Annotated in this window: 20 protein-coding genes; 16 read left to right on the top strand and 4 right to left on the bottom strand. The window is 65.1% G+C overall.

Annotated elements, in window-relative coordinates:
* Window positions 1–40: 40 nt before the first annotated feature.
* Genes CHB88_RS22060 through CHB88_RS22035 form a run of 6 tightly spaced genes read left to right on the top strand, consistent with a single transcriptional unit; the run spans window position 41 to window position 5,373 of the window.
* The gene (locus tag CHB88_RS22060; protein WP_089401518.1) at window positions 41–1,546 is read left to right on the top strand and encodes an amidase; all 1,506 of its coding nucleotides are present in this window, start codon (window positions 41–43) and stop codon (window positions 1,544–1,546) included.
* Complete coding sequence (locus tag CHB88_RS22055; protein ID WP_089401517.1) at window positions 1,533–2,423, top strand: branched-chain amino acid ABC transporter permease; 891 nt, start codon at window positions 1,533–1,535, stop codon at window positions 2,421–2,423. The genes CHB88_RS22060 and CHB88_RS22055 overlap by 14 nt, the downstream gene beginning before the upstream one ends.
* Window positions 2,420–3,424 (top strand): branched-chain amino acid ABC transporter permease, encoded by a 1,005-nt coding sequence (locus CHB88_RS22050; protein WP_089401516.1) that lies wholly within the window; start codon window positions 2,420–2,422, stop codon window positions 3,422–3,424. Before CHB88_RS22055 ends, CHB88_RS22050 begins: the two co-directional genes overlap by 4 nt.
* Window positions 3,421–4,143, top strand: a complete 723-nt coding sequence (locus CHB88_RS22045; RefSeq protein WP_089401515.1) for an ABC transporter ATP-binding protein — start codon at window positions 3,421–3,423, stop codon at window positions 4,141–4,143. The genes CHB88_RS22050 and CHB88_RS22045 overlap by 4 nt, the downstream gene beginning before the upstream one ends.
* Complete coding sequence (locus tag CHB88_RS22040) at window positions 4,136–4,870, top strand: ABC transporter ATP-binding protein (protein ID WP_176442604.1); 735 nt, start codon at window positions 4,136–4,138, stop codon at window positions 4,868–4,870. The genes CHB88_RS22045 and CHB88_RS22040 overlap by 8 nt, the downstream gene beginning before the upstream one ends.
* The gene (locus tag CHB88_RS22035; RefSeq protein WP_176442603.1) at window positions 4,870–5,373 is read left to right on the top strand and encodes an ureidoglycolate lyase; all 504 of its coding nucleotides are present in this window, start codon (window positions 4,870–4,872) and stop codon (window positions 5,371–5,373) included. Before CHB88_RS22040 ends, CHB88_RS22035 begins: the two co-directional genes overlap by 1 nt.
* A 460-nt stretch (window positions 5,374–5,833) precedes the next feature.
* Here CHB88_RS22035 and CHB88_RS22030 read toward each other — a convergent pair whose 3' ends face one another.
* From CHB88_RS22030 to CHB88_RS22020, 3 genes are all read right to left on the bottom strand, one after another.
* The gene (locus CHB88_RS22030; protein WP_089401513.1) at window positions 5,834–7,357 is read right to left on the bottom strand and encodes a methyl-accepting chemotaxis protein; all 1,524 of its coding nucleotides are present in this window, start codon (window positions 7,355–7,357) and stop codon (window positions 5,834–5,836) included.
* A gap of 642 nt (window positions 7,358–7,999) precedes the next feature.
* Window positions 8,000–8,320 (bottom strand): hypothetical protein, encoded by a 321-nt coding sequence (locus CHB88_RS22025; RefSeq protein ID WP_089401512.1) that lies wholly within the window; start codon window positions 8,318–8,320, stop codon window positions 8,000–8,002.
* Between the two features lie 326 nt (window positions 8,321–8,646).
* Complete coding sequence (locus CHB88_RS22020; protein WP_089401511.1) at window positions 8,647–9,603, bottom strand: LysR family transcriptional regulator; 957 nt, start codon at window positions 9,601–9,603, stop codon at window positions 8,647–8,649.
* A gap of 228 nt (window positions 9,604–9,831) precedes the next feature.
* Between CHB88_RS22020 and CHB88_RS22015 the strand changes: the two genes are divergently transcribed.
* The 7 genes from CHB88_RS22015 to CHB88_RS21985 all read left to right on the top strand — a co-directional run bounded on the left by CHB88_RS22015 (window position 9,832) and on the right by CHB88_RS21985 (window position 19,348).
* On the top strand, window positions 9,832–10,686 hold the full coding sequence (locus CHB88_RS22015; RefSeq protein ID WP_089401510.1) for an alpha/beta hydrolase: 855 nt from the start codon (window positions 9,832–9,834) through the stop codon (window positions 10,684–10,686).
* A gap of 152 nt (window positions 10,687–10,838) precedes the next feature.
* Window positions 10,839–12,047, top strand: a complete 1,209-nt coding sequence (locus CHB88_RS22010; RefSeq protein WP_089401509.1) for an efflux RND transporter periplasmic adaptor subunit — start codon at window positions 10,839–10,841, stop codon at window positions 12,045–12,047.
* 6 nt (window positions 12,048–12,053) lie between these two features.
* Window positions 12,054–15,242: an efflux RND transporter permease subunit gene (locus tag CHB88_RS22005; RefSeq protein WP_089401508.1), complete on the top strand. Its 3,189-nt coding sequence runs from the start codon at window positions 12,054–12,056 to the stop codon at window positions 15,240–15,242.
* 13 nt (window positions 15,243–15,255) lie between these two features.
* Window positions 15,256–16,770 (top strand): efflux transporter outer membrane subunit, encoded by a 1,515-nt coding sequence (locus CHB88_RS22000; RefSeq protein WP_089401507.1) that lies wholly within the window; start codon window positions 15,256–15,258, stop codon window positions 16,768–16,770.
* A 284-nt stretch (window positions 16,771–17,054) separates the two neighbouring features.
* The gene (locus CHB88_RS21995) at window positions 17,055–17,408 is read left to right on the top strand and encodes a CzcE family metal-binding protein (protein ID WP_089401506.1); all 354 of its coding nucleotides are present in this window, start codon (window positions 17,055–17,057) and stop codon (window positions 17,406–17,408) included.
* A gap of 183 nt (window positions 17,409–17,591) precedes the next feature.
* Complete coding sequence (locus CHB88_RS21990) at window positions 17,592–18,569, top strand: amidohydrolase family protein (protein WP_089401505.1); 978 nt, start codon at window positions 17,592–17,594, stop codon at window positions 18,567–18,569.
* 296 nt (window positions 18,570–18,865) lie between these two features.
* Window positions 18,866–19,348, top strand: coding sequence for a universal stress protein (locus CHB88_RS21985; protein WP_089401504.1), 483 nt, complete (start codon window positions 18,866–18,868; stop codon window positions 19,346–19,348).
* A 428-nt stretch (window positions 19,349–19,776) separates the two neighbouring features.
* Here the strand turns inward: CHB88_RS21985 and CHB88_RS25925 are convergent, their stop codons facing one another.
* Window positions 19,777–20,262 carry a glycine zipper 2TM domain-containing protein gene (locus CHB88_RS25925; RefSeq protein ID WP_089401503.1) on the bottom strand — a complete coding sequence of 162 codons (486 nt, stop codon included), beginning with the start codon at window positions 20,260–20,262 and terminating at the stop codon, window positions 19,777–19,779.
* A 134-nt stretch (window positions 20,263–20,396) separates the two neighbouring features.
* Here CHB88_RS25925 and CHB88_RS21975 point away from each other — a divergent pair, with 134 nt between their 5' ends.
* The 3 genes from CHB88_RS21975 to CHB88_RS21965 form a co-directional block, all read left to right on the top strand.
* Window positions 20,397–20,729: a YnfA family protein gene (locus tag CHB88_RS21975; protein ID WP_089401502.1), complete on the top strand. Its 333-nt coding sequence runs from the start codon at window positions 20,397–20,399 to the stop codon at window positions 20,727–20,729.
* A gap of 551 nt (window positions 20,730–21,280) precedes the next feature.
* On the top strand, window positions 21,281–21,559 hold the full coding sequence (locus CHB88_RS21970) for a hypothetical protein (protein WP_089401501.1): 279 nt from the start codon (window positions 21,281–21,283) through the stop codon (window positions 21,557–21,559).
* A 52-nt stretch (window positions 21,560–21,611) separates the two neighbouring features.
* Window positions 21,612–21,844: hypothetical protein (locus CHB88_RS21965; protein WP_143131429.1), on the top strand; the 233-nt coding region annotated here is incomplete at its 3' end.

Genomic DNA, 21,844 nt, shown 5'->3' with positions numbered 1-21,844 from the left:
TCCCCGCGGGGATGGGCGCCCACCTTCCCCTGGAACCGGTATGGAATCACTCGAAGACGTACTGGCCGGCTACGCCGAATGGTTAGGCCACGGCTATGGCAGCCGCGCCCGCGCGTGGAGCGCGAGGCTGCAGATCAACCGGCCGGAAATCGAAGCGTTTCGGGCCCTGCCGACGCCGGCATTGCCCGCCTATGCGGCTGCGCCGGCCCGGCTCGAAGCGCCGCATGGCGCCGGCCCGCAGGGCGGCGAAGCAGTTGCCGGCGGACTGGACGCGGCGACCGCCTGGCAGCGCGCGCGCAGCCATCCCGACTGGCATATCTTCACCCGCATCGCCGACACGCCGCCGCAAGCAGCGCCCGGCTTCCTTGCCGGCATGCCGATTGCCATCAAGGACCTGATGGCGGTGCGCGGCTATCCCTTGAGCTGCGGCAGCGGCCTGCCGGGACGGATGCAGGAGCAGGATGCCGAGGTGGTGGCCCGCATCCGCCGGCATGGCGGCGCCATCGTCGGCATCGCCAACCTGCACGAGCTGGCTTACGGCATCACCAGCGACAACCCGCATTTCGGCCGGGTGCGCAATCCCGTCGCGCCGGACCGCATGGCCGGCGGTTCCAGCGGCGGATCGGCGGCGGCGATCGCGGCCGGCATGGCGTCGGCGGCAATCGGCACCGATACCGCCGGCTCGATCCGCATACCGGCGGCCTGCTGCGGGATAGTGGGCTTCAAGCCCAACTATGACGCGCTGCCGCGCAGCGGGGTCGCCGATCTGGCGCCCACGCTGGACCACGTCGGCCCCATGGCCGACTCGGTGGAAACATGCGCCGCGCTGTTTGCGGCGATGCTCGACATGCCGGGAGTACCTTCATGGCGCCGCGGCGACCTTTCCGGGCTCAGGATCGCCAGGCTGGGCGGCTACTTCGAGCATCCGCTGGACCCGGCGGTGCGGCAGGCGGTCGACGCGGCATGGCAGGCGGCGGCAGGCGAGGGCGCCCAATGCAGCGTACGCGACCTCGACGGCTGCGAGATGGCGCCGGCGGTGCAGTTCCATACCATCTGCGCCGAGGCCACCGACGCCAACTGGGAACGCCTGCGGCAGGCGCCGGAGACGCTGGGCGAAGACGTGCGTGTGCGCCTCGAGATCGGCCTGTTCCTTCCCGGCCATCTCTATGTCAAGGCGCAGCGCCTGCGCCGGCAGCTGGCGGACCGCATGAACGCCATCCTGCAGGATGCCGACATCCTGCTCTGCGCCACGCTGCGCGCGCCTGCGCCGGCCGCCGGCGCCGCCACCGTCACCATCGACGGCACGACCTATCCGATGCACACCGCCACCACGCAGCTCACGCTGCCGTTCAACCTGACCGGCTTGCCGGCGCTGGCGCTGCCCTGGTCCCGCACCGCGGAGGGCGTGCCGGTCAGCATTCAGGTCGTCGGCCGCTCCGGCGCGGACTGGCAGGTGCTGGCGGCGGCGCACCGGCTGCAGCAACTGGCTCCATGGCGTCCCGGCGCGGACGCGGCGAACGGGAGGAAACCCAATGCTCACGGCTGACCTGTTCATCAACGGCCTGATCATCGGCCTGTTCTATGCGCTGATGGCGGTCGGGCTGTCGATGATCTTCGGCGTCCTGAAGATCGTCAATTTCGCCCATGGCGAGTTCTACATGGTCGGCGCCTATGCCTATGTGCTGATCTCCCTGAAGCTGGGCGTGTCGCCCTGGATCGCGCTGCCGCTGGCGGCGGCGGCCGGCGCGGCGCTCGGCTGGCTGGTGGAACGCCTGCTCATGCGGCCGCTTTATGCCGGCTACGGCAGCTGGAGCATCATGAAGGACGAGTATGCGGTGGTGGTGACCTTCGGCCTGTCGCTGCTGCTCATCAATCTGGTGGACAAGATCGTCGGTCCCTATCCCTACCGCGGCCCGAGTTTGATCGAAACTTCCCGCTTCGCGGTCGGGCCGATCATGCTGAACGGCCAGAAGCTGATCGCGGCCAGCCTGTCGCTGGCGATCCTCGTCGGCCTGGCGCTGTTCATCAAGCGCTCGCTGTGGGGACGGCAGATCCAGGCGGTGGCGCAAAACCGGCTCGGCGCCTCGCTCGCCGGCATCGACGCCACCCACGCCACCAGCATGATCTTCGCCATCTCCGGCCTGCTGGCGGCCTTGGCGGGCGGCCTGCTCGCGCCCGCCATCAACCCGGCGCCGGACGTCGGCGCCTTCCCGGCGGTGAAGTCCTATGTGATCGTGGTGCTGGGGGGAATGGGCTCGATTTGGGGCAGCATGGCCGCGGCGCTCCTGCTGGGCGTGCTCGAATCCTTCTTTGCCGTGTACGTGTCCTACGACTATCGCGACGCCTTCGGCTTGCTGATATTGATCCTCGTGTTGCTGTTCCGGCCCCAGGGACTTTTTGGCGAGAAGGGACGGGAAGTATGAGCACGATACGCAACCTCTGGTCCAGCCGCCTGCGCACCGACTTCCGCGCCGCGCTGGTGGTTCTGTTTCTGCTCGCGCTTGCGCCGCTGGCGGTGACCAACTCCTACGCCTTGGGCATCCTGATCGTCAGCATGTATTTCGCCATGCTGGCGCTGGGATGGAATCTGCTGGCCGGATTCACCGGCCAGTTCTCGCTCGCGCCTGCCGCTTTCGCTATGCTGGGCGGCTATGCCACCGCACTGCTCGGCTATCACTGGCAGGTGCCGCTCGCCGTCGGCATGCCGGCGGCCATCATGGCGACCGCCGGCATCGGCTGGGCGCTGGGCCGCATCGTGCTGCGACTGAAAGGACCCTACCTGTCGCTGACCACCTTGTCCTTCGCTGAGATCGCCCGAGTGCTGGTCGGCAACTCGCATGAATTCACCCGGGGCGACCAGGGCTTGAACGTGCCGACCCTGATGGACAGCCGGCTCGGCTACTACTATCTGTTCCTGGCGGTGCTGGCCCTGATCGTAGTCGGCCTGTACGGGTTGATGCGGGGCCGCGCCGGCCGCTTCTGGCTCGCCATCCGCGACGACGAAATCGGCGCCGAAACCCGCGGCATCGACGTGGTTCGCTACAAGACCCTGGCCTTCGCGCTGTCCTGCGCGATCTGCGGCTTCGCCGGCTCGCTGTATGGCACCTTCAGCCAGCTGGTGAGCCCGGAGCTGGGCCTGCTGCTGCAGACCGGCCTGGTGATCTCCATGGTCGTCATCGGCGGCATCGGAACCCTCACCGGCCCGCTCATCGGCGCGCTCCCGGTGTACCTCGCGTCGGAGTGGCTGCGCGATTTCGGCAACATCCAGATGATCGTGTTCGCGTTCGCGGTGATCATCTTCGCCCGCTTCTTCCGCACCGGATTATGGGGGCTGGCGACCGCCTGGCGGTCGCGTCCGCTTCGCGCGGCGAAGCACGGACCGGTCGCGCAGGGATCGGAAAAAACGGCGGGAGACGCGCCATGACGCTGCTCAGGACGATCGGCTTGTGCAAGCACTTCGGCGGTGTGGCGGCGGTCGACAAGGTCGATCTCTCGGTGAACGCCGGCGAGATCCTTGGGCTGGTGGGGCCCAACGGGTCGGGCAAGACGACCCTGCTCAACATGCTCTCCGGTTTTCTCGCGCCCGATGCCGGCGAAATCCGCTTCGGCGACGAGAACGTGACGCGCATGGCGACCGTGCAGCTGGCGCGCCGCGGACTGCTGCGCATGTTCCAGATGACCCGCGTCTTTCCCCGCATCTCCTGCGTCGACAATCTGCTGGTGGCCGGCATGGCCATGGGATTGACGGAGAAGGAAGCGGCGGAGCGGGGCGCCATGCTGCTGGAGGAGCTGACCCTCACGCCCGTGCAATACCTCGACGCCGGATCGCTGTCCGGCGGACAGCGCAAGCTGCTGGAATTCGGCATGTGCTTCATCAAGCCGCCGCGCATCGCGCTGCTGGACGAGCCCTTTGCCGCCGTGCATCCCGTCATGCGCGAGACGATGGCGGGGTTCATACGGCGCCGCCATGCGCAGGGCCAGACCTTCATCCTGGTCAGCCACGACATGCCCATCGTCGTCGAGCTGTGCCAGCGCACGGCATGCATGAACCTGGGCCGCGTGATCGCGGAAGGAGCGACCCGCGCCGTACTGGAAAGCCCGCCTGTCATCGAAGCTTACCTGGGGAGCTCGAGCCATGCCTGAACGCCTGCTTTCGCTGGACAAGGTGACCGCCGGCTATGCGCAGGACATCGACGTGCTGCGCGATGTCTCGCTCGACGTGCATGCCGGCGAAGTGAGCGGCCTGATCGGACTCAACGGCGCCGGCAAGTCGACGGTCGTCAAGACCATCTGCGGCTTCCTGGCGCCCAAGGAAGGGAGCGTGCGCTTTCGCGGCGAAGACATCAGCGGCCTGCCTCCCCACACGCTGATCGACCACGGCATATGCTGCATACCGCAGGAGTCCAGCCTGTTCCCGTACCTGACCGTCGAAGAGAACCTGCTGCTGCCGCTGCAGGGACGGGCGCGGCAATACGGCGCGGTGCTCAGGCAGCGCTACGAGCAGGCGCTCGACGAATTTCCCACGGTGCGCGAAAAACGGAAAGCCCAGGCCGGCGATCTTTCCGGCGGCCAGCAGAAGCAGGTGGAGTTTGCGAAGGCATGGCTGCAGCAGCCGATGCTGTGCCTGATCGACGAACCCAGCATCGGCCTGTCGCCCTTGCTTGCCGAAAGCGTCTTCACCTGGATAGAAAAGTTCGCGCAGTCGGGAATGGGCATACTGCTCATCGACCACAATGTCAGGCGCGTGGTCAGGATGTCGGACCGGGTGCATGTCCTCAGCCTGGGCCGCATCACCGCCGCCGGCCAGCGCAAGGACTTCGAAGGCGACCTGCATGAACAGGTGAAGCAATGGCTGGGGCTGAATTTCTGATGCGCCGCCTGACATGCCTCGAATTGAACGCCGCTGCGTTCGCGCCGTTCGGCGCGGTCATCGATGGCGAGGGCAGGGCGCCCGAATCGATCAACGACGGCACCACTCAGCGCTATGCCGACTTGGCGCGCCTGGATCTGTGCGCCAATGCCGGCGACGGCGCTCCCCTGATCCATTTGTACGTCGCCTCGGCACGCAGGTTTCCGCTCCGGCTGGCGCGGCTCGAACGGCATCGGCGAGCCAGCCAGGTTTTCATTCCGCTCAACGGACAGCGTTTCATCATCGTGGTGGCGCCGGGCGGACCGTTGCCGGACTGGGAGCGCATGCAGGCTTTTTTGAGCAAGCCCGGGCAGGCGGTCAGCCTGCATCGCGGCTGCTGGCATCACGGCCTGGTCGCGCTGAATGACAGCGACCGTTTCGCCGTCATTGAAGGCGGCGCCTACCGCACGGACACCGAAGAATTGGACGCGCCGGAAGACATTCTGCTCGAACTGCCGGAATGAGATGAAGACGGCCCAATGCGCGTGAGGTCATCGTGGTTGCTCCGGAATTGGCCCGACACCTCCTGAACGCCGTTGGAACAGTGCCCAGCCCAAACCGCCTGGCTGGCGGCTACTTGCGCAAATCGAGACATCCTGATTGCTCCGGTTCTGTCCATGGCCGCCCCCAAACCCGTTCGTCGTCATAGGGTTATCCTGCGGAAAAGCGGACATTTGAACTTTGCTCAAACCGGACATTTCTACTTGGGACCTACAACTCGTTATTCCTATAATTTGCATTATGTAAAACAAAGCTTGAAGCGAAAAGGATCATTCCTGGAGCCAGTCGTCCTCCAAGTTTCCGCTGGCTTGGTTCGGCAACCGGCTCCATTCCCGGGATGACCGATAATCCGGCCATCCGCGAAGGCCGGCCGCGAGAACGTTACCCTCATTGGATGCGCTAGTTCATCGGCCGCGGCCATTTTCAAACGCGGAATGCGCTTACCGCCTCGGTGAGTTGCATCGCCTGCTCCTGCATCGATCGCGCGGCGGCCGCAGCCTGTTCCACCAGCGCCGCGTTCTGCTGGGTCACTTGCTCCATTTCCGATACGGCGTGGTTGACCTGTTCGATGCCCGCGCCCTGTTCCCGGCTGGCAGTCAAGATGTCGCCCATGATGCCGGTGACGCGCTGCACGCTGGCGACGACTTCCTCCATGGTCGACCCCGCCTCGGTGACGAGCCTGCTTCCCGCCGAAACCGTCTCGACGGAGGCCGTGATCAGGCCCTCGATTTCCTTGGCGGCCGCGCCCGAGCGCTGCGCCAGGCTCCTGACCTCCGCCGCCACCACGGCAAACCCGCGGCCCTGCTCGCCAGCCCTGGCCGCCTCGACCGCCGCATTCAGCGCCAGGATGTTGGTCTGGAAGGCGATGCCCTCGATGACCGATACGATGTCGGCAATCCGCTTCGCATCGGAATCGATCGACTCCATCGCCTCGACGACTTGGGCAACCACCTTGCCGCCTTTTACCGCGACATTGGAGGTTTGTACCGACACCCGGTTGGCGCCTTCGGCATTGTCGGCATTCTGCTTCACCGTGGCGGTCAGCTGTTCCATGGAAGACGCGGTTTCGCCAAGCGAGGACGCTTGCTGCTCGGTGCGCGCCGAGAGATCCAGGTTCCCCGCCGCGATCTCGCTCGATTCGTTTGCGATGGTCTCGGCGCTGCTGCGGATCCGCTGCACCATCGAGCCAAGATTGCCGTTCATGCGCTGGAGCGCGGCCAGCAGCTGGCCCAGCTCGTCGTCGGCCAGTTTTCCGAACCGGCTGGTCAGATCGCCTTGGGCCACTTTCTCGGCGACCGCCACCGCTTCACGCAGCGGCCGGGTGATGGACCGCGACAGGAGGACTCCGCCAATGGCCGCGCCCAGGAAGCCGAGCGCCATCAGCCCGATGCTCACCTTCATCGCCTGCTCGGCCGACGCGTGGGCCTCCTGCACGCCCTCCTTGGTGGCGTCGACGATCCGGGTGCGCGCCTGATCGAGCAACTCGGCCGGCGCGCGGTCCTTGCCATTGACGGCTGCATCTGCCGCCGCGAAATCGAAGTCGGAGTGGGTGAAAAGCTCGAAGCCTTTGCGGTAGTCCTCGCCCATCTTTCGATGGGCTTGCGCGAACCGGTCGATCAGGTCGCGCGACTCCCCGGCCGGCAACGCGTCGTGCAGCTTGCGCGCGCCCTCTCCCACCGACTTCTCGCGCTTCTGGAACGCCGTCCAGTACTTGTCGAGCTGCTTCGGATCCTTGCCGCGCAACAGAATGTTCTTCCATTCCTGCACCTGGGTCTTGAAGTCGACCAGGAGCGTGCCGACCGCCTGCTCGTTCTCATAATCGACTTCGATGATGCGGGTGTAATTGGCCGAGGTTCGATCCAGCTGGAAGATGCCGATCGAGCCGGCAAGCGCGACGATGAGCGATACGGAGACGAAGGCGAGTGGAAGCTTGCGGGATAGGTTCATGAATGGCCAGTGGAGTATTGCCGTTGGATCGGCTTAAAGGTGCTCGTTCTTGGTGCGGCGCCGGCGGAATGCACTATCCAGGCGCAAAAGATGCCGCTTGATGAACGCGGTTTCGAGCTATTAATGTGTCAAACCACGCTTTTGGGCTGCTGAGTTGCGAAGTAGCAATTATAGTGCCGCGCTGCGATCCCTGATGAAATCGGCGGCATATCCAGGCAAGGTGCGACCGAAATCCAACGATATCGGCCGCAGCGATGGCGCAACCCTCGGAATGCGTGACTCAGGCGGGGAATGAAAAACCCGGGCAGAACTCCAGGTCGTGCGCAGCATTGGCGGCACAAGCAATTCATCGCCGTTTCGCTGCCGTCAGCGTGCAGGCCCAGAAAAAAGCCCGGTGACCGCGTGGCGGTGACCGGGCGAATCCAATTCGAGAGAATCAGAGGAGACGGATTGATGATAGCCAGCGGCTGCCATCCCGTCCAATAGGCAAGGCAGATACGTATTATTCATCGCGCGAATGAGATCGATGTTTTTCCACATGGTGGACATGAATCCGGTGATGCCATTTCGCTGAAGTTCGCAGCAACCTTTAACGGTTGTTCATGCCGCCACGCTGATGGGTGCATTAAGGATGCGTGAGGATTATTGGGGCCTGCAGGCGTCCCGGGCCTGCTTGATCGCCTGCCGCGCCAGCCAGGCGCCGAGCAGCTGCGCCGCGTCGTCGTCGCCCATGCCATCCGCGCACAACTGCTGCAACTCCTCTGCGATCGCCTGCCTGTCCTGGGCATCGCTGTCATCGAAATAAGCCAGCAGCGACGCCAGCGCACCGGCCTCCGGCAGGTACTGCCGCACCAGCACGTGCAGCGCGACCGGCCTCTCGGGCGCGATCATGGGCAGCGGCCAGATCCAGTCGGCAACCGCAACCAGTCCGCGCAGGCAATCGGCAGTAATCAGGGTAGTCATGAGCGCAGTATGGCGCAACGCGCCAGCAGGCGCCACAACGCGCAGCGGAATGGACGATCCAGGTTCGCCGCAACGAGGCCCGGAGCGGCGTATCAGCCGTTGGAATACGGACGCTGCCGGCCGGTGCGGCATCCGCGATCGCGCCGTTCTTCATCGGCCCGCGCAGCGCCATCGCCCTGCGCTGGGCCAGCTTTTCCGGAGTTTCGGCGGCAGTCGGTGCCGATGTGTGCGTCTGACGGCCCCCGGAACCCGCGGTTCACGATCGATCAACTGGAGCCGGATCGTGTCGCCGTTTGATGTTGCGCCACGACCACGCTTGGCCAGCATCAGGCCGAGACCGATACCCGGGGGGCGGCCGGCACGCCCGGTGCGGTGCCGATGTGCATATGGGGATTGGCCGCGAACAGTTCGGCCACCCACTCGACGAACACCCGTACTTTCGCCGACAGGTGCCGGTTTTGGGGATACACCACATGGATCGGCAAGGGATCGCTGCGCCAGTCCGGAAGAATCTGCACCATCCGCCCCGTATCGACATACTTGCTCACCAGGTAGTCGGCCATCTGGATGATCCCCAGCCCGGCCACGCCCGCCTCGACGTAGGCATTGGAATCGTTCAAGGCGATCCCGCCGCGCATCGGCATGACGATGTACTCGTCATCACGCCGGAAATCCCAGTCGTAGGTCTTGCCGGTCTTCGGCGAAAAGAAATTCACGCAACGGTGCTGGGCAAGGTCGCGCGGATGCTGCGGCATGCCATGGCGCGCCAGATAGGAGGGCGTCGCCGCCGTGATGAAGTTGATCACGCCGACGCGGCGCGCGATCAGGCTCGTATCCATCAGTTCCCCGCCGCGCACGGCGCAGTCGACGCCCTCCTCGATCAGGTCCACCGGCCGGTCGGAACTGCCGAGCTCGAGCGCGATGTCGGGATAGCGCTCGAAAAACGTCGGCAAGGCCGGCACCAGGATCTCGCTCGACAGCCCGGTAGGCGCGTCCACCCGCAGCCGGCCGCTGGGCGACAACCGCGAGCGCGACAACGATTCCTCGGCATCCCGGACATCGGACAGGATGCGCAGGCAGCGCTCGTAGTAGGCGGCGCCGTCGGTGGTGACGGTCACCTGCCGCGTGGTCCGGTGCAGCAGCTTTGCCGAGAGGGCCGCTTCCAGCGATTGCACCAGGGTCGACACGGTCGCCTTGGGCAGCTGCAGCATCTCGGCGGCTCGCGTGAAGCTTCCGGTATCCACGACCTGTACGAAGATTTCCATGGCTTGCAGCTTGTTCATTACCCTTCCCCGTGTTGAGCCCTTATTGTTCAGGATTCTGAACAATTGATTCGTAAATGAACTATTTATCATATCTCAGCTGGGGACTATAGTGCCGTTACGGTTGCAGATGAGTTCATTCCATTGCAAGCGTGCACGAACCGACTCCGGGACTACCATGAACACCAGACAACCGCCCGCCCTTGCCGCCGTACCCGCCGACCTGGCAACCCTCCAGGAGGGCAAGCGATGAGCCCGGCATCCCAGATCCGCCCCCAAACGCTTGCAGTGCGCGAGCTGGAAGTCGGCGGCGCCGAGGGGCCGCTGGCGGCGCGCCTGTACAAGGCCAGCGCGGATGGCCGGCGCGACGTGCTGATCGTCTTTTTCCACGGCGGCGGCTTCGTCGATGGCGACCTGGAGCAGCCGGACCCCTTCCTGCGCCACCTGGCCGAGGCCAGCGGGTATCCGGTGGTGCTGTCCTCGAGCTACACCCCGGCCACCGTGAAACCGTTCCCGGCCGCGGTCGAAGATGCGCATGCGGTGCTGCTGTGGGCCAAGAAGAATCGCAGCAAGCTCGGCTGGACCGGCAAGCGCATGCTGGTGGCCGGCATCGAGGCCGGCGCCAACCTGGCCGCGGTGTGCGCGCTGATGGCGCGCGACCGGGGCGCGCCCACGCTGGCCGGCCAGATCCTGATCATGCCGATGCTCGATCCGGGCCTGTCCACCTGCTCGATGCGCGAGATGCCGAGCTGCCCCGACGAAGCCCGTGTGGTCGACGAATGCGCGGCGGCCTACCGCGATTACCTGCCCCATCCGGCCGACCGCAGTCATCCGTACGCGTCGCCGCTGCAGTCGAGCCGCTTGAAGAACCTGCCGCCGGCGCTGATCCTGTCGGCCGAGGATGACCCGCTGCGCGACGAGGCGGAGGCTTACGGCAGCAAGCTGATCCAGTTCGGGGTGCCGACCACCGTCAGGCGGCTGCAGGCCACCCGCCTGCAGGAACCGAATGCGCGCAACGAATGCGCCTGCCAGGCCCATGCGCTGAGCGAGATCGCGAACTTCATCGCCGGCCTCGACGAGGAATCGCCGCCCGAGAGCTGTTGACCCTGCACTGCACGACTGACCACGCACCATTAATCGAGCCTTAATAACGCGCCACGCGCGGGGACCCGCTTTTTCCTGAAATTTCCCGAAGCAGACCGGAAAGGCCTGGCTTCGCCCGATGATTAACAAATAAGCAACAAAGGAGGAATATCATGAGACAGATGAATCGATTCGGGACCGCGCTGCGGCCCCTCTTGCTGGCCCTGGGAGCGACCGGCATCGCCGCCGCGCTGGCCGGCTGCTCCGATGCCGCCGGCCAGGCCGCCGCTGGTCCCGCGCCGGATGCCGGACCGGCGGTGACGGCCTCCGCCGTGCTCGAGCAGCCGGTGGCGGAGACCCAGGAATTTTCCGGGCGCCTGGAAGCAGTGGAGCGCGTCGAGATTCGCCCGCGCGTCGCCGGCTTCATCACGTCGGTCAACTTCAAGCCGGGCACCGACGTGAAGAAAGGCGACGTGCTGTTCGTCATCGACCCGCGCCCGTACCAGGCCGAAGCCGACCGCGCCGAGGCGGCCGCGAAGTCGGCCCGGGCCCGCGCCGACCTCGCGCGGCTGGAGCTTCAACGCGCCGAGCGCCTGCTCGGCGACAAGGCCATCGCCCAGCGCGAATATGAGGAAAAGGCTGCCGCCCAGAAGGAACTCGATGCCAGCGCCCTCGCCGCCGCGGCCCAGGCCGAGGCCGCGCGGCTGAACCTGTCCTATACCCGGGTCACGGCGCCGATCAGCGGGCGCGTCTCGAAAGCCGAGGTCACGCTCGGCAACCTGGTGGACGCCTCCGCCGTGCTGACCTCGGTGGTATCGCTCGACCGCATCTATGCCAGCTTCGACGGCGACGAGGAAACCTTCCTGCGCGTGAGCCGGCGCGCCCGCGCCGGGCAGGCGGTGCCGGTGCGGGTCGGCCTGGTCAACGAGGACGGGTTTCCGCATGAAGGCGCACTGGAGTTCGTCGACAACCAGCTCGACGCCCGCAGCGGCAGCGTGCGCATGCGCGCCGCCTTCGCCAACGCCGACCGCAGCATGACGCCGGGCCTGTTCGCGCGCGTCCAGATCGGCGGTGAAAGGTCCAGGGCGCTGCTCGTCACCGACCGCGCCATCGGCACCGACCAGAGCCGCAAATTCGTGTTCGTCGTCGGCGACGGCGGCAAGGCCGAGTACCGCGAGATCAAGCTTGGGCCGGTGGTCGATGGCCTGCGCATCGTGCGCGCCGGCCTGAAGCCGGGCGACAAGGTCATCGTCAACGGCCTGCAGCGCGTGCGGCCGGGCGCGCCGGTCAGTGCCCAGGTCGTGCCGATGGTCGCCGGCGCGGCGCAGGCCAAGGACGCGAATGCCACGCTGGCCATGACAAACACGGCAAACAAGGAATAACACGCCATGAACATTTCACGCTTTTTCGTCGACAAGCCGATCTTCGCCGCGGTGCTGTCGATCCTGGTCTTCGTGGCCGGCCTCATCGCGATGTTCCTGCTGCCGGTCTCGGAATACCCGGACGTGGTGCCGCCTTCGGTGGTGGTGCGCGCCCAGTACCCGGGCGCCAATCCGCAGGTGATCGCCGAAACCGTCGCCACGCCGCTCGAGGAGCAGATCAACGGCGTCGAGGACATGCTCTACATGAGCTCGCAAAACACCTCGGACGGCGCGCTGATGCTGACCGTGACCTTCAAGATCGGCACCAACGTCGAGCAGGCCGAGACCGCGGTGCAGAACCGGGTGCAGCGCGCGCTGCCGCGCCTGCCGGAAGAGGTGCGGCAGATCGGCGTCACGACCGTCAAGAGTTCGCCCAACCTGACCATGGTGGTGCACCTGAATTCACCGGACGGCCGCTACGACGACCTCTACCTGCGCAATTACGCGCTGCTGAACATCAAGGATCAGCTGGCGCGCATCCACGGCATCGGCGAAGTGCAGCTGTTCGGCTCCGGCGACTACGCAATGCGCGTCTGGCTCGACCCGCAGAAGGCGGCGGCGCGCAATCTGTCCGCCGGCGACATCGTCGCCGCCATCCGCGAGCAGAACGTGCAGGTCGCCGCCGGCGTGGTCGGCCAGGGTCCGTCCCGGGACGCGGACTTCCAGCTGACCGTCAACACCCAGGGCCGGCTGAAGACGGTCGAGGAATTCGGCGGCATCGTCGTCAAGACCAATGCCGACGGGGCGCCGACCCTGCTCAAGGATGTGGCGCGCCTGGAGCTCGGCTCGAATTCCTACGCGCTGCGCTCGCTGCTGGACAACAAGTCCGCGGTCGCCATCCCGATCTTCGAGGCGCCGAACGCCAACGCGCTGCAGCTGTCGGCCGACGTGCGCGCCAAGATGGCGGAACTGGCGAAGGACTTTCCCGAAGGCGTCGGCTACGAGATCGTGTACGACCCGACGCAGTTCGTGCGCGAGTCGATCAACTCCGTCGTGTACACCCTGATCGAAGCGGTGGCGCTGGTGGCGCTGGTCGTCATCGTGTTCCTGCAGACCTGGCGCGCGTCGCTGATCCCGCTGCTGGCCGTGCCGGTGTCGGTGGTCGGCACCTTCGCCGTGATGCTGCTGTTCGGCTTTTCGATCAACACGCTGTCGCTGTTCGGCCTGGTGCTGGCCATCGGCATCGTGGTCGACGATGCCATCGTGGTGGTGGAGAACGTCGAGCGCAACATCGCCGGCGGCCTGAATCCGCACGACGCCACCGTGCAGGCAATGAAGGAAGTCAGCGGCCCGATCATCGCCATCGCGCTGGTGCTGTGCGCCGTGTTCGTGCCGATCGCCTTCGTGTCCGGCCTGACCGGCCAGTTCTACCGCCAGTTCGCGCTGACCATCGCGATCTCGACCGTCATCTCCGCCTTCAACTCGCTGACGCTGGCGCCGGCGCTGTCGGCGGTGCTGCTGCAGCCGCATGACGCCCCCCGTGACCGCCTGACGCGCTTGATGGATGCGGTGTTCGGCCGCTTCTTCGCCGCCTTCAACCGCTTCTTCGGCCGCTCCTCGCAGCGCTATGCCGACAGCGTGCAGGGCGTGCTGCGCCGCAAGCGCGCAGCGCTGGCAGCCTATGCGCTGCTGGCCGTCGCCGGCGTGTTCGTATTCAAGGCGGTGCCGCCCGGCTTCGTGCCGTCGCAGGACAAGGCGTACCTGATCGGCTTCGCTCAGCTGCCGGACGCCGCCTCGCTCGACCGTACCGACGCGGTGATCCGCAAGATGTCCGACATCGCCGCCGCCATACCCGGCGTGGAGTCCTCGGTGGCCTTCCCCGGCCTGTCGATCAACGGCTTCACCAATGCGCCGAATGCCGGCATCGTCTTCACCACGCTCAAGCCGTTCGACCAGCGCCAGGGCAAGTCGCAAAGCGCCGAAGCGATCGCGGCCGACATCAACCGCCGCATGGGCGCCATCGAGGATGCCTTCGTGATGGTGCTGCCGCCGCCTCCCGTCAACGGCCTGGGCACCACCGGCGGCTTCAAGATGATGATCGAGGACCGCAGCAACCTCGGCCATGAAGCACTGAACAAGGCAGTCCAGGCGGTGCAGGCCAAGGCTGCGACGGACAAGCGACTGCAGGGCGTGTTCTCGGGCTACCAGATCAACGTGCCGCAGCTGTTCGCCGATGTCGACCGCGTCCGCGCCAAGCAGATGGGCGTGCCGCTGGCCGAGATCAACCAGGCGCTGCAGATCTACCTCGGCTCGCTCTACGTCAACGACTTCAACCAGTTCGGCCGCACCTATCAGGTGCGGGTGCAGGCCGACGCCCAGTTCCGTTCGCAGCGCGAGCAGATCGCCCAGCTCAAGGTGCGCAACGGCAGGGGCGAGATGATTCCGCTGTCCTCGATCATGAAGATCCGCGACGCCTACGGGCCGGACCGGGTGCAGCGCTACAACAACTATGTCGCCGCCGAGATCAACGGCGCGCCGGCACCGGGCGTTTCCTCCGGCCAGGCACAGGCGATCATGGAAGAAATCGTGCGGGAGACGCTGCCCAAGGGCATCAGCTACGAGTGGACCGACCTCACCTACCAGGACATCCTGGCCGGCAACACCATGCTCTATGTGTTCCCGCTGTGCGTGCTGCTGGTGTTCCTGGTGCTGGCCGCCCAGTACGAAAGCTGGACCCTGCCGCTGGCGGTGATCCTGATCGTGCCGATGTCGATCCTGTGCGCACTCGTCGGAGTCAAGCTGAGCGGCGGCGACAACAACATCTTCACGCAGATTGCGCTGTTCGTGCTGGTCGGCCTGGCGTCGAAGAACGCCATCCTGATCGTCGAGTTCGCGCTGGAGCTGGAACGCCACGGCCATGGCATCGCCAGCGCCGCGCTGGAAGCCTGCCGCCTGCGGCTGCGCCCCATCCTGATGACGTCGATCGCCTTCATCATGGGCGTGGTGCCGCTGGTGTTTTCGCACGGCGCCGGCGCCGAGATGCGGCATGCGATGGGCATCGCGGTGTTTGCCGGCATGCTCGGCGTCACGTTCTTCGGCCTGTTCCTCACGCCGCTGTTCTATGTCCTGGTACGCACGCTTGCGAAAGGGCTCGGCAAGCCGGCCCAGGCCGGCGCGCCGTCGGTCGGCATCGCGGACCGTTCGCCTGCACTGTAAGGAAATCACTGATATGAAAACCACCCAATCATTGGGCGTCGCCCTGCTTGCCGCGCTGCTGCTCGCCGCCTGTGCCGCCCCCGAATTCCGGCAGCCGGACGTCGCCATCCCGGCGGCGTTTCGAGAAGCCCAGCGGCCCGCCGCAATCCCGGGAGGCGAGGCGGTAGTCAGGGCAGCCGACGGCACCACCTGGCAAGTCGGCCGGCCGGCCGAGGCGCAGCCGCGCGGCGAATGGTGGCGCGCCTTCAACGACGCGACCCTGAACGCCTTGATCGATCAGGCCACTGCCAGCAACCAGACCCTGGCGGTGGCAGCTGCCCGGGTCAGGCAGGCGCGCGCAATCGCCGGCATCGCCGAGGCGGATCGGAGTCCGCAGGCCGGCATCGGCATCAGCGCCGACCGCGTACGCCGCTCGCCGCTGGAAGTGAACCTGCCGCCGGGCACGCCGGTGCCGACGGCCAACGTCTATGCCGCGCGCCTGTCGGCCAGCTATGAGGTCGACCTGTTCGGCCGCGTCTCCTCCAGCGTCGCCGCCGCCCGCGGCGAGGCCGGCGCCATGGAAGCGACCTACCGGTCGGTGCTGCTGTCGTTGCAGGCCGACGTGGCACAGACGTATTTCCGGATGCGTTCGCTGGATGCCGAGCTGGCGACGCTGGAGCACACGGTGCAGCTGCGCGAGGAAAGCGTGCGCATCACCGGCCGCCGCTTCGAGCTGGGCGATATCGGCGAACTCGACCTGGTGCGCGCCAGGAGCGCGCTGGCCACCGCGCGCGCCGAGGCCGTCGGCCTGCAGCGCCAGCGGGCGGCAGCCGAGCATGCGCTGGCGGTATTGCTCGGCCAGCCCGCCTCCGCCATCAGCGCACCGGTCAGCCCGCTGGACGAAGCGCTGGCGCTGCCGGTCGTCCCGGCCGGCCTGCCGTCGGCGCTGCTGCAGCGCCGGCCCGACATCGCCATCGCCCAGCGCGGCATGGAAGCGGCGAATGCCCGCATCGGCGTGTCCCGCGCCGCCATGTTTCCCGCGCTCACCATCGGCGCTGCCGCCGGCGGCATCGGGACCAGCTTCGCCGACGTGTTCAAATGGAGCAGCCGCTCCTGGCTGCTGGGCGCGGCGCTGGCCGCTCCCCTGCTCGACGGCGGGCGCATCCGCAGCGACGTGGCGCGCAGCGAGGCGGCGCTGGAGGAGGCGGTTGCCGCCTACCGCCAGAGCGTGCTGACCGCATTCGCCGAAGTCGAGGACAACCTGGCCGCGCTGCGCATCCTCGCGCTGCAGGGCGCCGAAATCGATAATGCGGTCGCATCGGCGCGCCGCTCGGCGGACCTCGCGCAGACGCTGTACCGCGCCGGTCGCAGCAGCTATCTCGACTTGCTCGATGCCCAGCGCAACCTGGCTGCCGCCGAGCGCAATGCGGTGCAGTTGCGGGGTGACCGCGCGGTCACCACCGTGGCGCTGATACGCGCGCTGGGCGGCTCTTGGGATGCGCCGCTCGCCGGCGGAAACCAGGTGATCGGCGCTGCAGACGGCGACTGAAACACGCCGGGCCTGCCGCCGGTTCGCTTGAGGCGGCAAGCGCCGGCCCGGGATACCCTGCCCCGTTGGCTACCCTCGGCGCCGCGAAACACGCCGCATGCCGAGGATCGCCTATGCAGGATGCGGCCGTTGCTTCGTTCGTCGCCGGCCATTTCCGGTGCGGCAGCATGGGGAAGCCAGGGCAGCACCACGGCAGCGAAAGGACGATGCGCGGGATAAGAAAACGAAATGCCATGTCTACATCAATGACAGGAACGATCTCGATGGCTTAACCGGAGCCCAAAATGATTCTCGGAAATCCAGGCCGATTCTTGCCGCCCGCCCTGCTGGGCCTGGCACTGTTGTCCGGGTGCGCGTCGCCAACTATCGGACCCGATTTCTACGGCGCTCCCGCGGCGGTATCGCAGATCAACCGGACCATTGCGATTCATCCAGACACAAGGTGGGTGAATGCGGAAGGCGGAGAAACCATCAACTTCGTCACGCCAGGCGGCACATTCGCCTGGCAGTTCTTTGCAACCGCTCCGCGCCGCTTCGATCTCAATTTCGTCGCACCCCCGGGCATGCTTGACCACCGGGTGGAAGCCTTCATCTCTCCAGACCGCCGCTACATCGGTTCGGGCGACCGCAGAAAATAACGGCGGCACCCACCTGACGGCTGTTCGTCCGAGCAAAACCGCGGCGGGCGGCATGACGCCGCCTGGGTCTCATTTTTGCCTTAGCCCCGTGGCCGCCTCTGGCGTTTCCGACCGAGGATCCCTTGCAAGGCCAGAACTGCTACAGTTTCTCGAGCCACTACCGGTCAATTCTTGGAGCAGATAATGAAAGGCAAGATTGCATTTGAAGAACACATGTCCCTGCATGAGACGCTGGAAGACTCGCGCACGTTCGCCGGAGGTTCAGCCAACTGGGAAGACTTCGCACGCCGGATCCTGGACATCGACAGCGAACGCCTGGAGAACATGGACAGAAATGGCATCGAGTACGCAATCTTGTCGCTGAACGCACCGGCGGTGCAGGCCATTCTGAATACCCGGCAAGCCATCGAGGTCTCGCGCCGCGCCAACGACCGGATGGCCGAAGCGGTAGCCAAGCACCCGAAGCGCTTCGGCGGGTTTGCGGCATTGCCGATGCAAGACCCGGATGCGGCGGCGGCCGAGCTGACCCGCTGCGTGAAGGAACTTGGATTCAAGGGCGCGCTCGTCAACGGCTTCACGCAGAAAGACACGCCCGACTCGGCAATCTACTATGACATTCCGGCCTACCGCGGGTTTTGGTCGGTCGTATCCCAGCTTGACGTACCGTTCTATCTCCACCCCCGCACGCAAATCCCGGCCCGGGCCCAGCCGTATGAAGGGCATCCCTGGCTGATGAGCTCGCCCTGGGGCTTCGCGGTCGAGACGTCGATCCATGCGCTTCGGCTCTGCGGATCCGGGCTGTTCGACGACTTCCCCAACCTGCGCATCATCATCGGTCACCTCGGTGAACACATTCCCTACGACCTGTGGCGCATCGATGCGCGCATGCGGTTTTCACCTCGCGGCTATACCGGCAAGCGCTACCTCGGTGAATACTTCAAGGACCATTTCTATGTCACCACGAGCGGCAATTTCTGCGATCCGTCGTTCCGCTGCTGCCTGGACGTGATGGGTACCGATCGCGTGCTGTTCTCGGCGGACTATCCGTTCGAGACCATGGAAGATGCCGCTAACTGGTTCGACAATACGCCGCTTTCCGAAGACGACCGCCTGCGCATCGGCCGCACTAACGCCATTGAACTTTTCAAACTCGCGCTGTAACCGTCCTCATCGCAACGCAGCCGGTCTCTGACCAACTCAGCCATCGACCGGCAAGTCAAGCACGCGCTCGCGCAGAAAAGTCGTGCGACGCAGGGTTCTGCCCCAGGTGCCGCGCTGCATGGCGGCGCTCTGTCCTCCTGGAGCCTTCCACCGAAACAAAGCCCTGGCAAGCAAATCCCTGCAGGGGGCGCGCAACGGCCTATACTGAAATCAGCCAGTAAAGTGCTGAAGCGGGCTTTGAGCAATACATTCGTCGCCTCAGTTAATGCCAGTACATTCTCATGGATGGAGGCATCATGTACCGCTCGATTCTCGTTGCCTACGATGGCACTGCCGAAAGCCGTTCAGCCTTGCTTGAATGCATTCGGCTCAATCCGCCGCCCTCCACGCAAATTCATCTACTGGCCATCGCGTATGTAAGTCCCGCACCGCTGATGGGCGAGTATGTGACGGAAGCCACTTACTCCAGTATCGAAGAACAGACGGCGATTGAAAAAAGCAAGTTAAGTAAAGCGGTCGATGAAGGGTGCAAGCTGCTGCAAGATGCCGAGCTCCAGGTGGTGAGTCACGTGGAAGCCGGAGAACCTGCGGATGTCATTCGCGACATGGCGGACCACCTCGATGTGGACCTCGTCATCGTGGGGCATCATCGGCACAAATCCTGGGTCCAGCGTTGGTGGCGCGGATCGACTGATGCCGTCCTGCTGGAGAAATTGCGATGCACCCTCATGATTGCCGCAGATTTTCCAAGTGGGAAGCGAGGCACTGTGCAGCGCTGATCGAGCTCACAGGGGTTGGCCCTGGCGACATTACCTACTGGCTGGCATATGGCGTAGAAGTCGACCGGACAGGGTGGCCCCTGCGCAAGCGCCGCAACGCCGCAATGCGCCCTTCCTGCTTGAACCCTTCGGGCAGCCACGGGACCTCCACGGTCCTGCCTGCACACAGGACCGACTCAGCAGGCGCCACGCATGCGTGGCGAAACCCCTGCTCCATCCTGCGTCGTTGCGGCTCCTTGCCGTAGCCCCGCTACGTCGTGATGCCACCCTTGCAGGGCGCGTACCGGCTTGCAAGCCGGTACAGCTGCGCAGGCGGGCAGCATGCTGCCCGAATTCCCTGCTTCGCCTTGGCGTTTCACCGTTTCGCGTGGCTGCGCTCATGTCACAAAGATACTTAACAGGCTCTAAGAACCTGTCAAAGGCGCGAATCATTGATTGCGCTTGGCAATCTCATTGCCGACATAGCCACCGCCAACCGCACCAGCGATGGTGGCAAGGGTACGACCGTTGCCGCCCCCGACCTGATTGCCGAGCAAGCCGCCGACGACCGCCCCTACACCGATTCCAACCGGATGATATTGTTCGGTCCGAGCCTGGGGAGCAGGCTGCGAGTACACGGGTGTGGGTGCGGGTGCGGCTTGAGCGATTTGTGCCGGCTGACGGTGGGTGACATAACGGTGATGGACGACCGTCTTGTGTTCAGCGACCGGAGCGGTTGCCGGTACCGGCGCTGCGGCCGCCGCGTTCACAAGCGGTGCCGAGGTTGCGGCCGGCGGTATCGCCTGGGCGACCGGCGCAGCGGCGCTGTGTGAGGAGGGAAGGATGCCGGAAATGGCAGCTGCGCCTACCAGGCTTACCAGCATGACGGAAGCGGCAGCACCGGCGATGAGTGGGTGGATGCGACTGGTTTCCATAAATTTTTCTCCGTGAATGAGTGGTCTCGTACTCCAGTAACGGGCCAGGCCGTCATTCGGTCGCTAATGAACTGTATCCGAGGTAAGCAATTGTTAATGGACGGAATCGACCCAGCGTAATGAAGAGCGTGTAAATGGATTTTTTCAAAATAGCAGTGTTGTATGCGCTTACGGCGATCGCGGAGATTCTTGGGTGCTATCTGCCTTGGCTCGTACTCAAGCAAGCGAAGCCGACATGGCTGCTTCTTCCGGGCGCGATGTCGCTCGGCGTGTTTGCCTGGCTTCTGACCCTGCACCCCGCTGCTGCCGGTCGCACCTATGCAGCATACGGCGGCATGTACATCGCCATCGCCCTGCTTTGGTTGAATCTCGTGGAAGGAGTGCGGTTGACTCGCTGGAACTTGGCAGGAGCAGCCTTGGCGTTGTGCGGCATGGCGGTCATCGCAATGCAGCCTTCAAATAGCTAGCCGCCTAGTGTGATGAGAACGCGACGATGGGCATCGGCTGCCACGGCCTGAAAACAATAAAGGCACCAACCCTCCTTATTACTTTGCAAAGCCTGTCTCCAGAAGCGCCGGGCAGCCAGCTCCTTCCCATCCAGTTGTTCTCATCCAATCGATTTTGCCCCGTCACCTGCGGCGTATTTATAAATCGGTGCCGCGCATGCGCATTGGTTGCGCTTTGGCCGCCAGCCTGCTTCCCAAATTCAGCAACATCCGCTCGTCGAGTCCACGATTGTCTCGCCAACTTTTGATGAGTGCTGCGACCCACAGAGAAAAGCCGGTTCGACTGCCACAGACAAACCAACACTCGGGCCGAGGTCGTTGGATCCGCCCCGACACCGGTTCAGCGCACCAGGAGCAGCGCTCCCGCACCACGCCTGCAAATACCGCTTTGTTTTCAAGGGCTTGAGCATTTTTCCGCCTTATGCGGCATGGCTGGCACGGTCCTCGCGATATAGGGCTCGAGTGCGACAGATTTCACTCACCACACCAACCAGCCATCCAGGAGAATCGACATGAAAACCATCATCATCCAAGACCTGCACATCGAAACCGCCCTCGACGGCGAAGCCCTGCGCGCCGTGCGCGGCGGCACCTATGCCTTCCGCATGCCGGCCTGGTCCGCTCCCAGCTTCGACCTGCACCTGTCCGACACCAAGTTCGACGCTTCCCAGCAACTGATGCAGGGCCAGAACACCCAGGTCAACAACGGCAACAACGTCGCCTTTGCCTCCGGCATCACGGCCAACGTCACGCCGACCCAGAACGGCAGCAACAACATCAACTTCCATTGATCCACCCGCCACACCCTTAATCCCATTCACGAATCAGCCCAGGAGAACCATCATGAAAACCCTCATCCTCAAAGACCTGTCCGTTGCCACCACCGAACTCGGCGCCGCCCACCTGTCCGCCATTGTCGGCGGCATGGGTTCCTGCCTGCCGGCCATGCCGTCCTATTGCCTGCCTTCCCTGCCCTACGGTGGCCCGAGCGTATCGCTGAGCAAGAGCGACACCAGCTTCAACGCCAGCCAGCAGCTGAGCCAGTGCCAGGACACCCTGGTCAACAACGGCAACAA

Source organism: Noviherbaspirillum humi (assembly GCF_900188095.1).
GTDB classification, from domain to species: domain Bacteria; phylum Pseudomonadota; class Gammaproteobacteria; order Burkholderiales; family Burkholderiaceae_D; genus Noviherbaspirillum; species Noviherbaspirillum humi.
This window is presented reverse-complemented; position numbering and strand designations above follow the sequence as displayed.

Coding starts and splice junctions, on each gene's coding strand:
- CHB88_RS22050 (WP_089401516.1), top strand. CDS start 2,420: ATGAGCACGATACGCAACCTCTGGTCCAGCCGCCTGCGCACCGACTTC.
- CHB88_RS22005 (WP_089401508.1), top strand. CDS start 12,054: ATGAACATTTCACGCTTTTTCGTCGACAAGCCGATCTTCGCCGCGGTG.
- CHB88_RS21990 (WP_089401505.1), top strand. CDS start 17,592: ATGAAAGGCAAGATTGCATTTGAAGAACACATGTCCCTGCATGAGACG.
- CHB88_RS22035 (WP_176442603.1), top strand. CDS start 4,870: ATGCGCCGCCTGACATGCCTCGAATTGAACGCCGCTGCGTTCGCGCCG.
- CHB88_RS22045 (WP_089401515.1), top strand. CDS start 3,421: ATGACGCTGCTCAGGACGATCGGCTTGTGCAAGCACTTCGGCGGTGTG.
- CHB88_RS22030 (WP_089401513.1), bottom strand. CDS start 7,357: ATGAACCTATCCCGCAAGCTTCCACTCGCCTTCGTCTCCGTATCGCTC.
- CHB88_RS25925 (WP_089401503.1), bottom strand. CDS start 20,262: ATGGAAACCAGTCGCATCCACCCACTCATCGCCGGTGCTGCCGCTTCC.
- CHB88_RS22015 (WP_089401510.1), top strand. CDS start 9,832: ATGAGCCCGGCATCCCAGATCCGCCCCCAAACGCTTGCAGTGCGCGAG.
- CHB88_RS21975 (WP_089401502.1), top strand. CDS start 20,397: ATGGATTTTTTCAAAATAGCAGTGTTGTATGCGCTTACGGCGATCGCG.
- CHB88_RS22000 (WP_089401507.1), top strand. CDS start 15,256: ATGAAAACCACCCAATCATTGGGCGTCGCCCTGCTTGCCGCGCTGCTG.
- CHB88_RS22020 (WP_089401511.1), bottom strand. CDS start 9,603: ATGAACAAGCTGCAAGCCATGGAAATCTTCGTACAGGTCGTGGATACC.
- CHB88_RS22025 (WP_089401512.1), bottom strand. CDS start 8,320: ATGACTACCCTGATTACTGCCGATTGCCTGCGCGGACTGGTTGCGGTT.
- CHB88_RS22055 (WP_089401517.1), top strand. CDS start 1,533: ATGCTCACGGCTGACCTGTTCATCAACGGCCTGATCATCGGCCTGTTC.
- CHB88_RS22010 (WP_089401509.1), top strand. CDS start 10,839: ATGAGACAGATGAATCGATTCGGGACCGCGCTGCGGCCCCTCTTGCTG.
- CHB88_RS22060 (WP_089401518.1), top strand. CDS start 41: ATGGAATCACTCGAAGACGTACTGGCCGGCTACGCCGAATGGTTAGGC.
- CHB88_RS21985 (WP_089401504.1), top strand. CDS start 18,866: ATGTACCGCTCGATTCTCGTTGCCTACGATGGCACTGCCGAAAGCCGT.
- CHB88_RS21995 (WP_089401506.1), top strand. CDS start 17,055: ATGATTCTCGGAAATCCAGGCCGATTCTTGCCGCCCGCCCTGCTGGGC.
- CHB88_RS22040 (WP_176442604.1), top strand. CDS start 4,136: ATGCCTGAACGCCTGCTTTCGCTGGACAAGGTGACCGCCGGCTATGCG.
- CHB88_RS21970 (WP_089401501.1), top strand. CDS start 21,281: ATGAAAACCATCATCATCCAAGACCTGCACATCGAAACCGCCCTCGAC.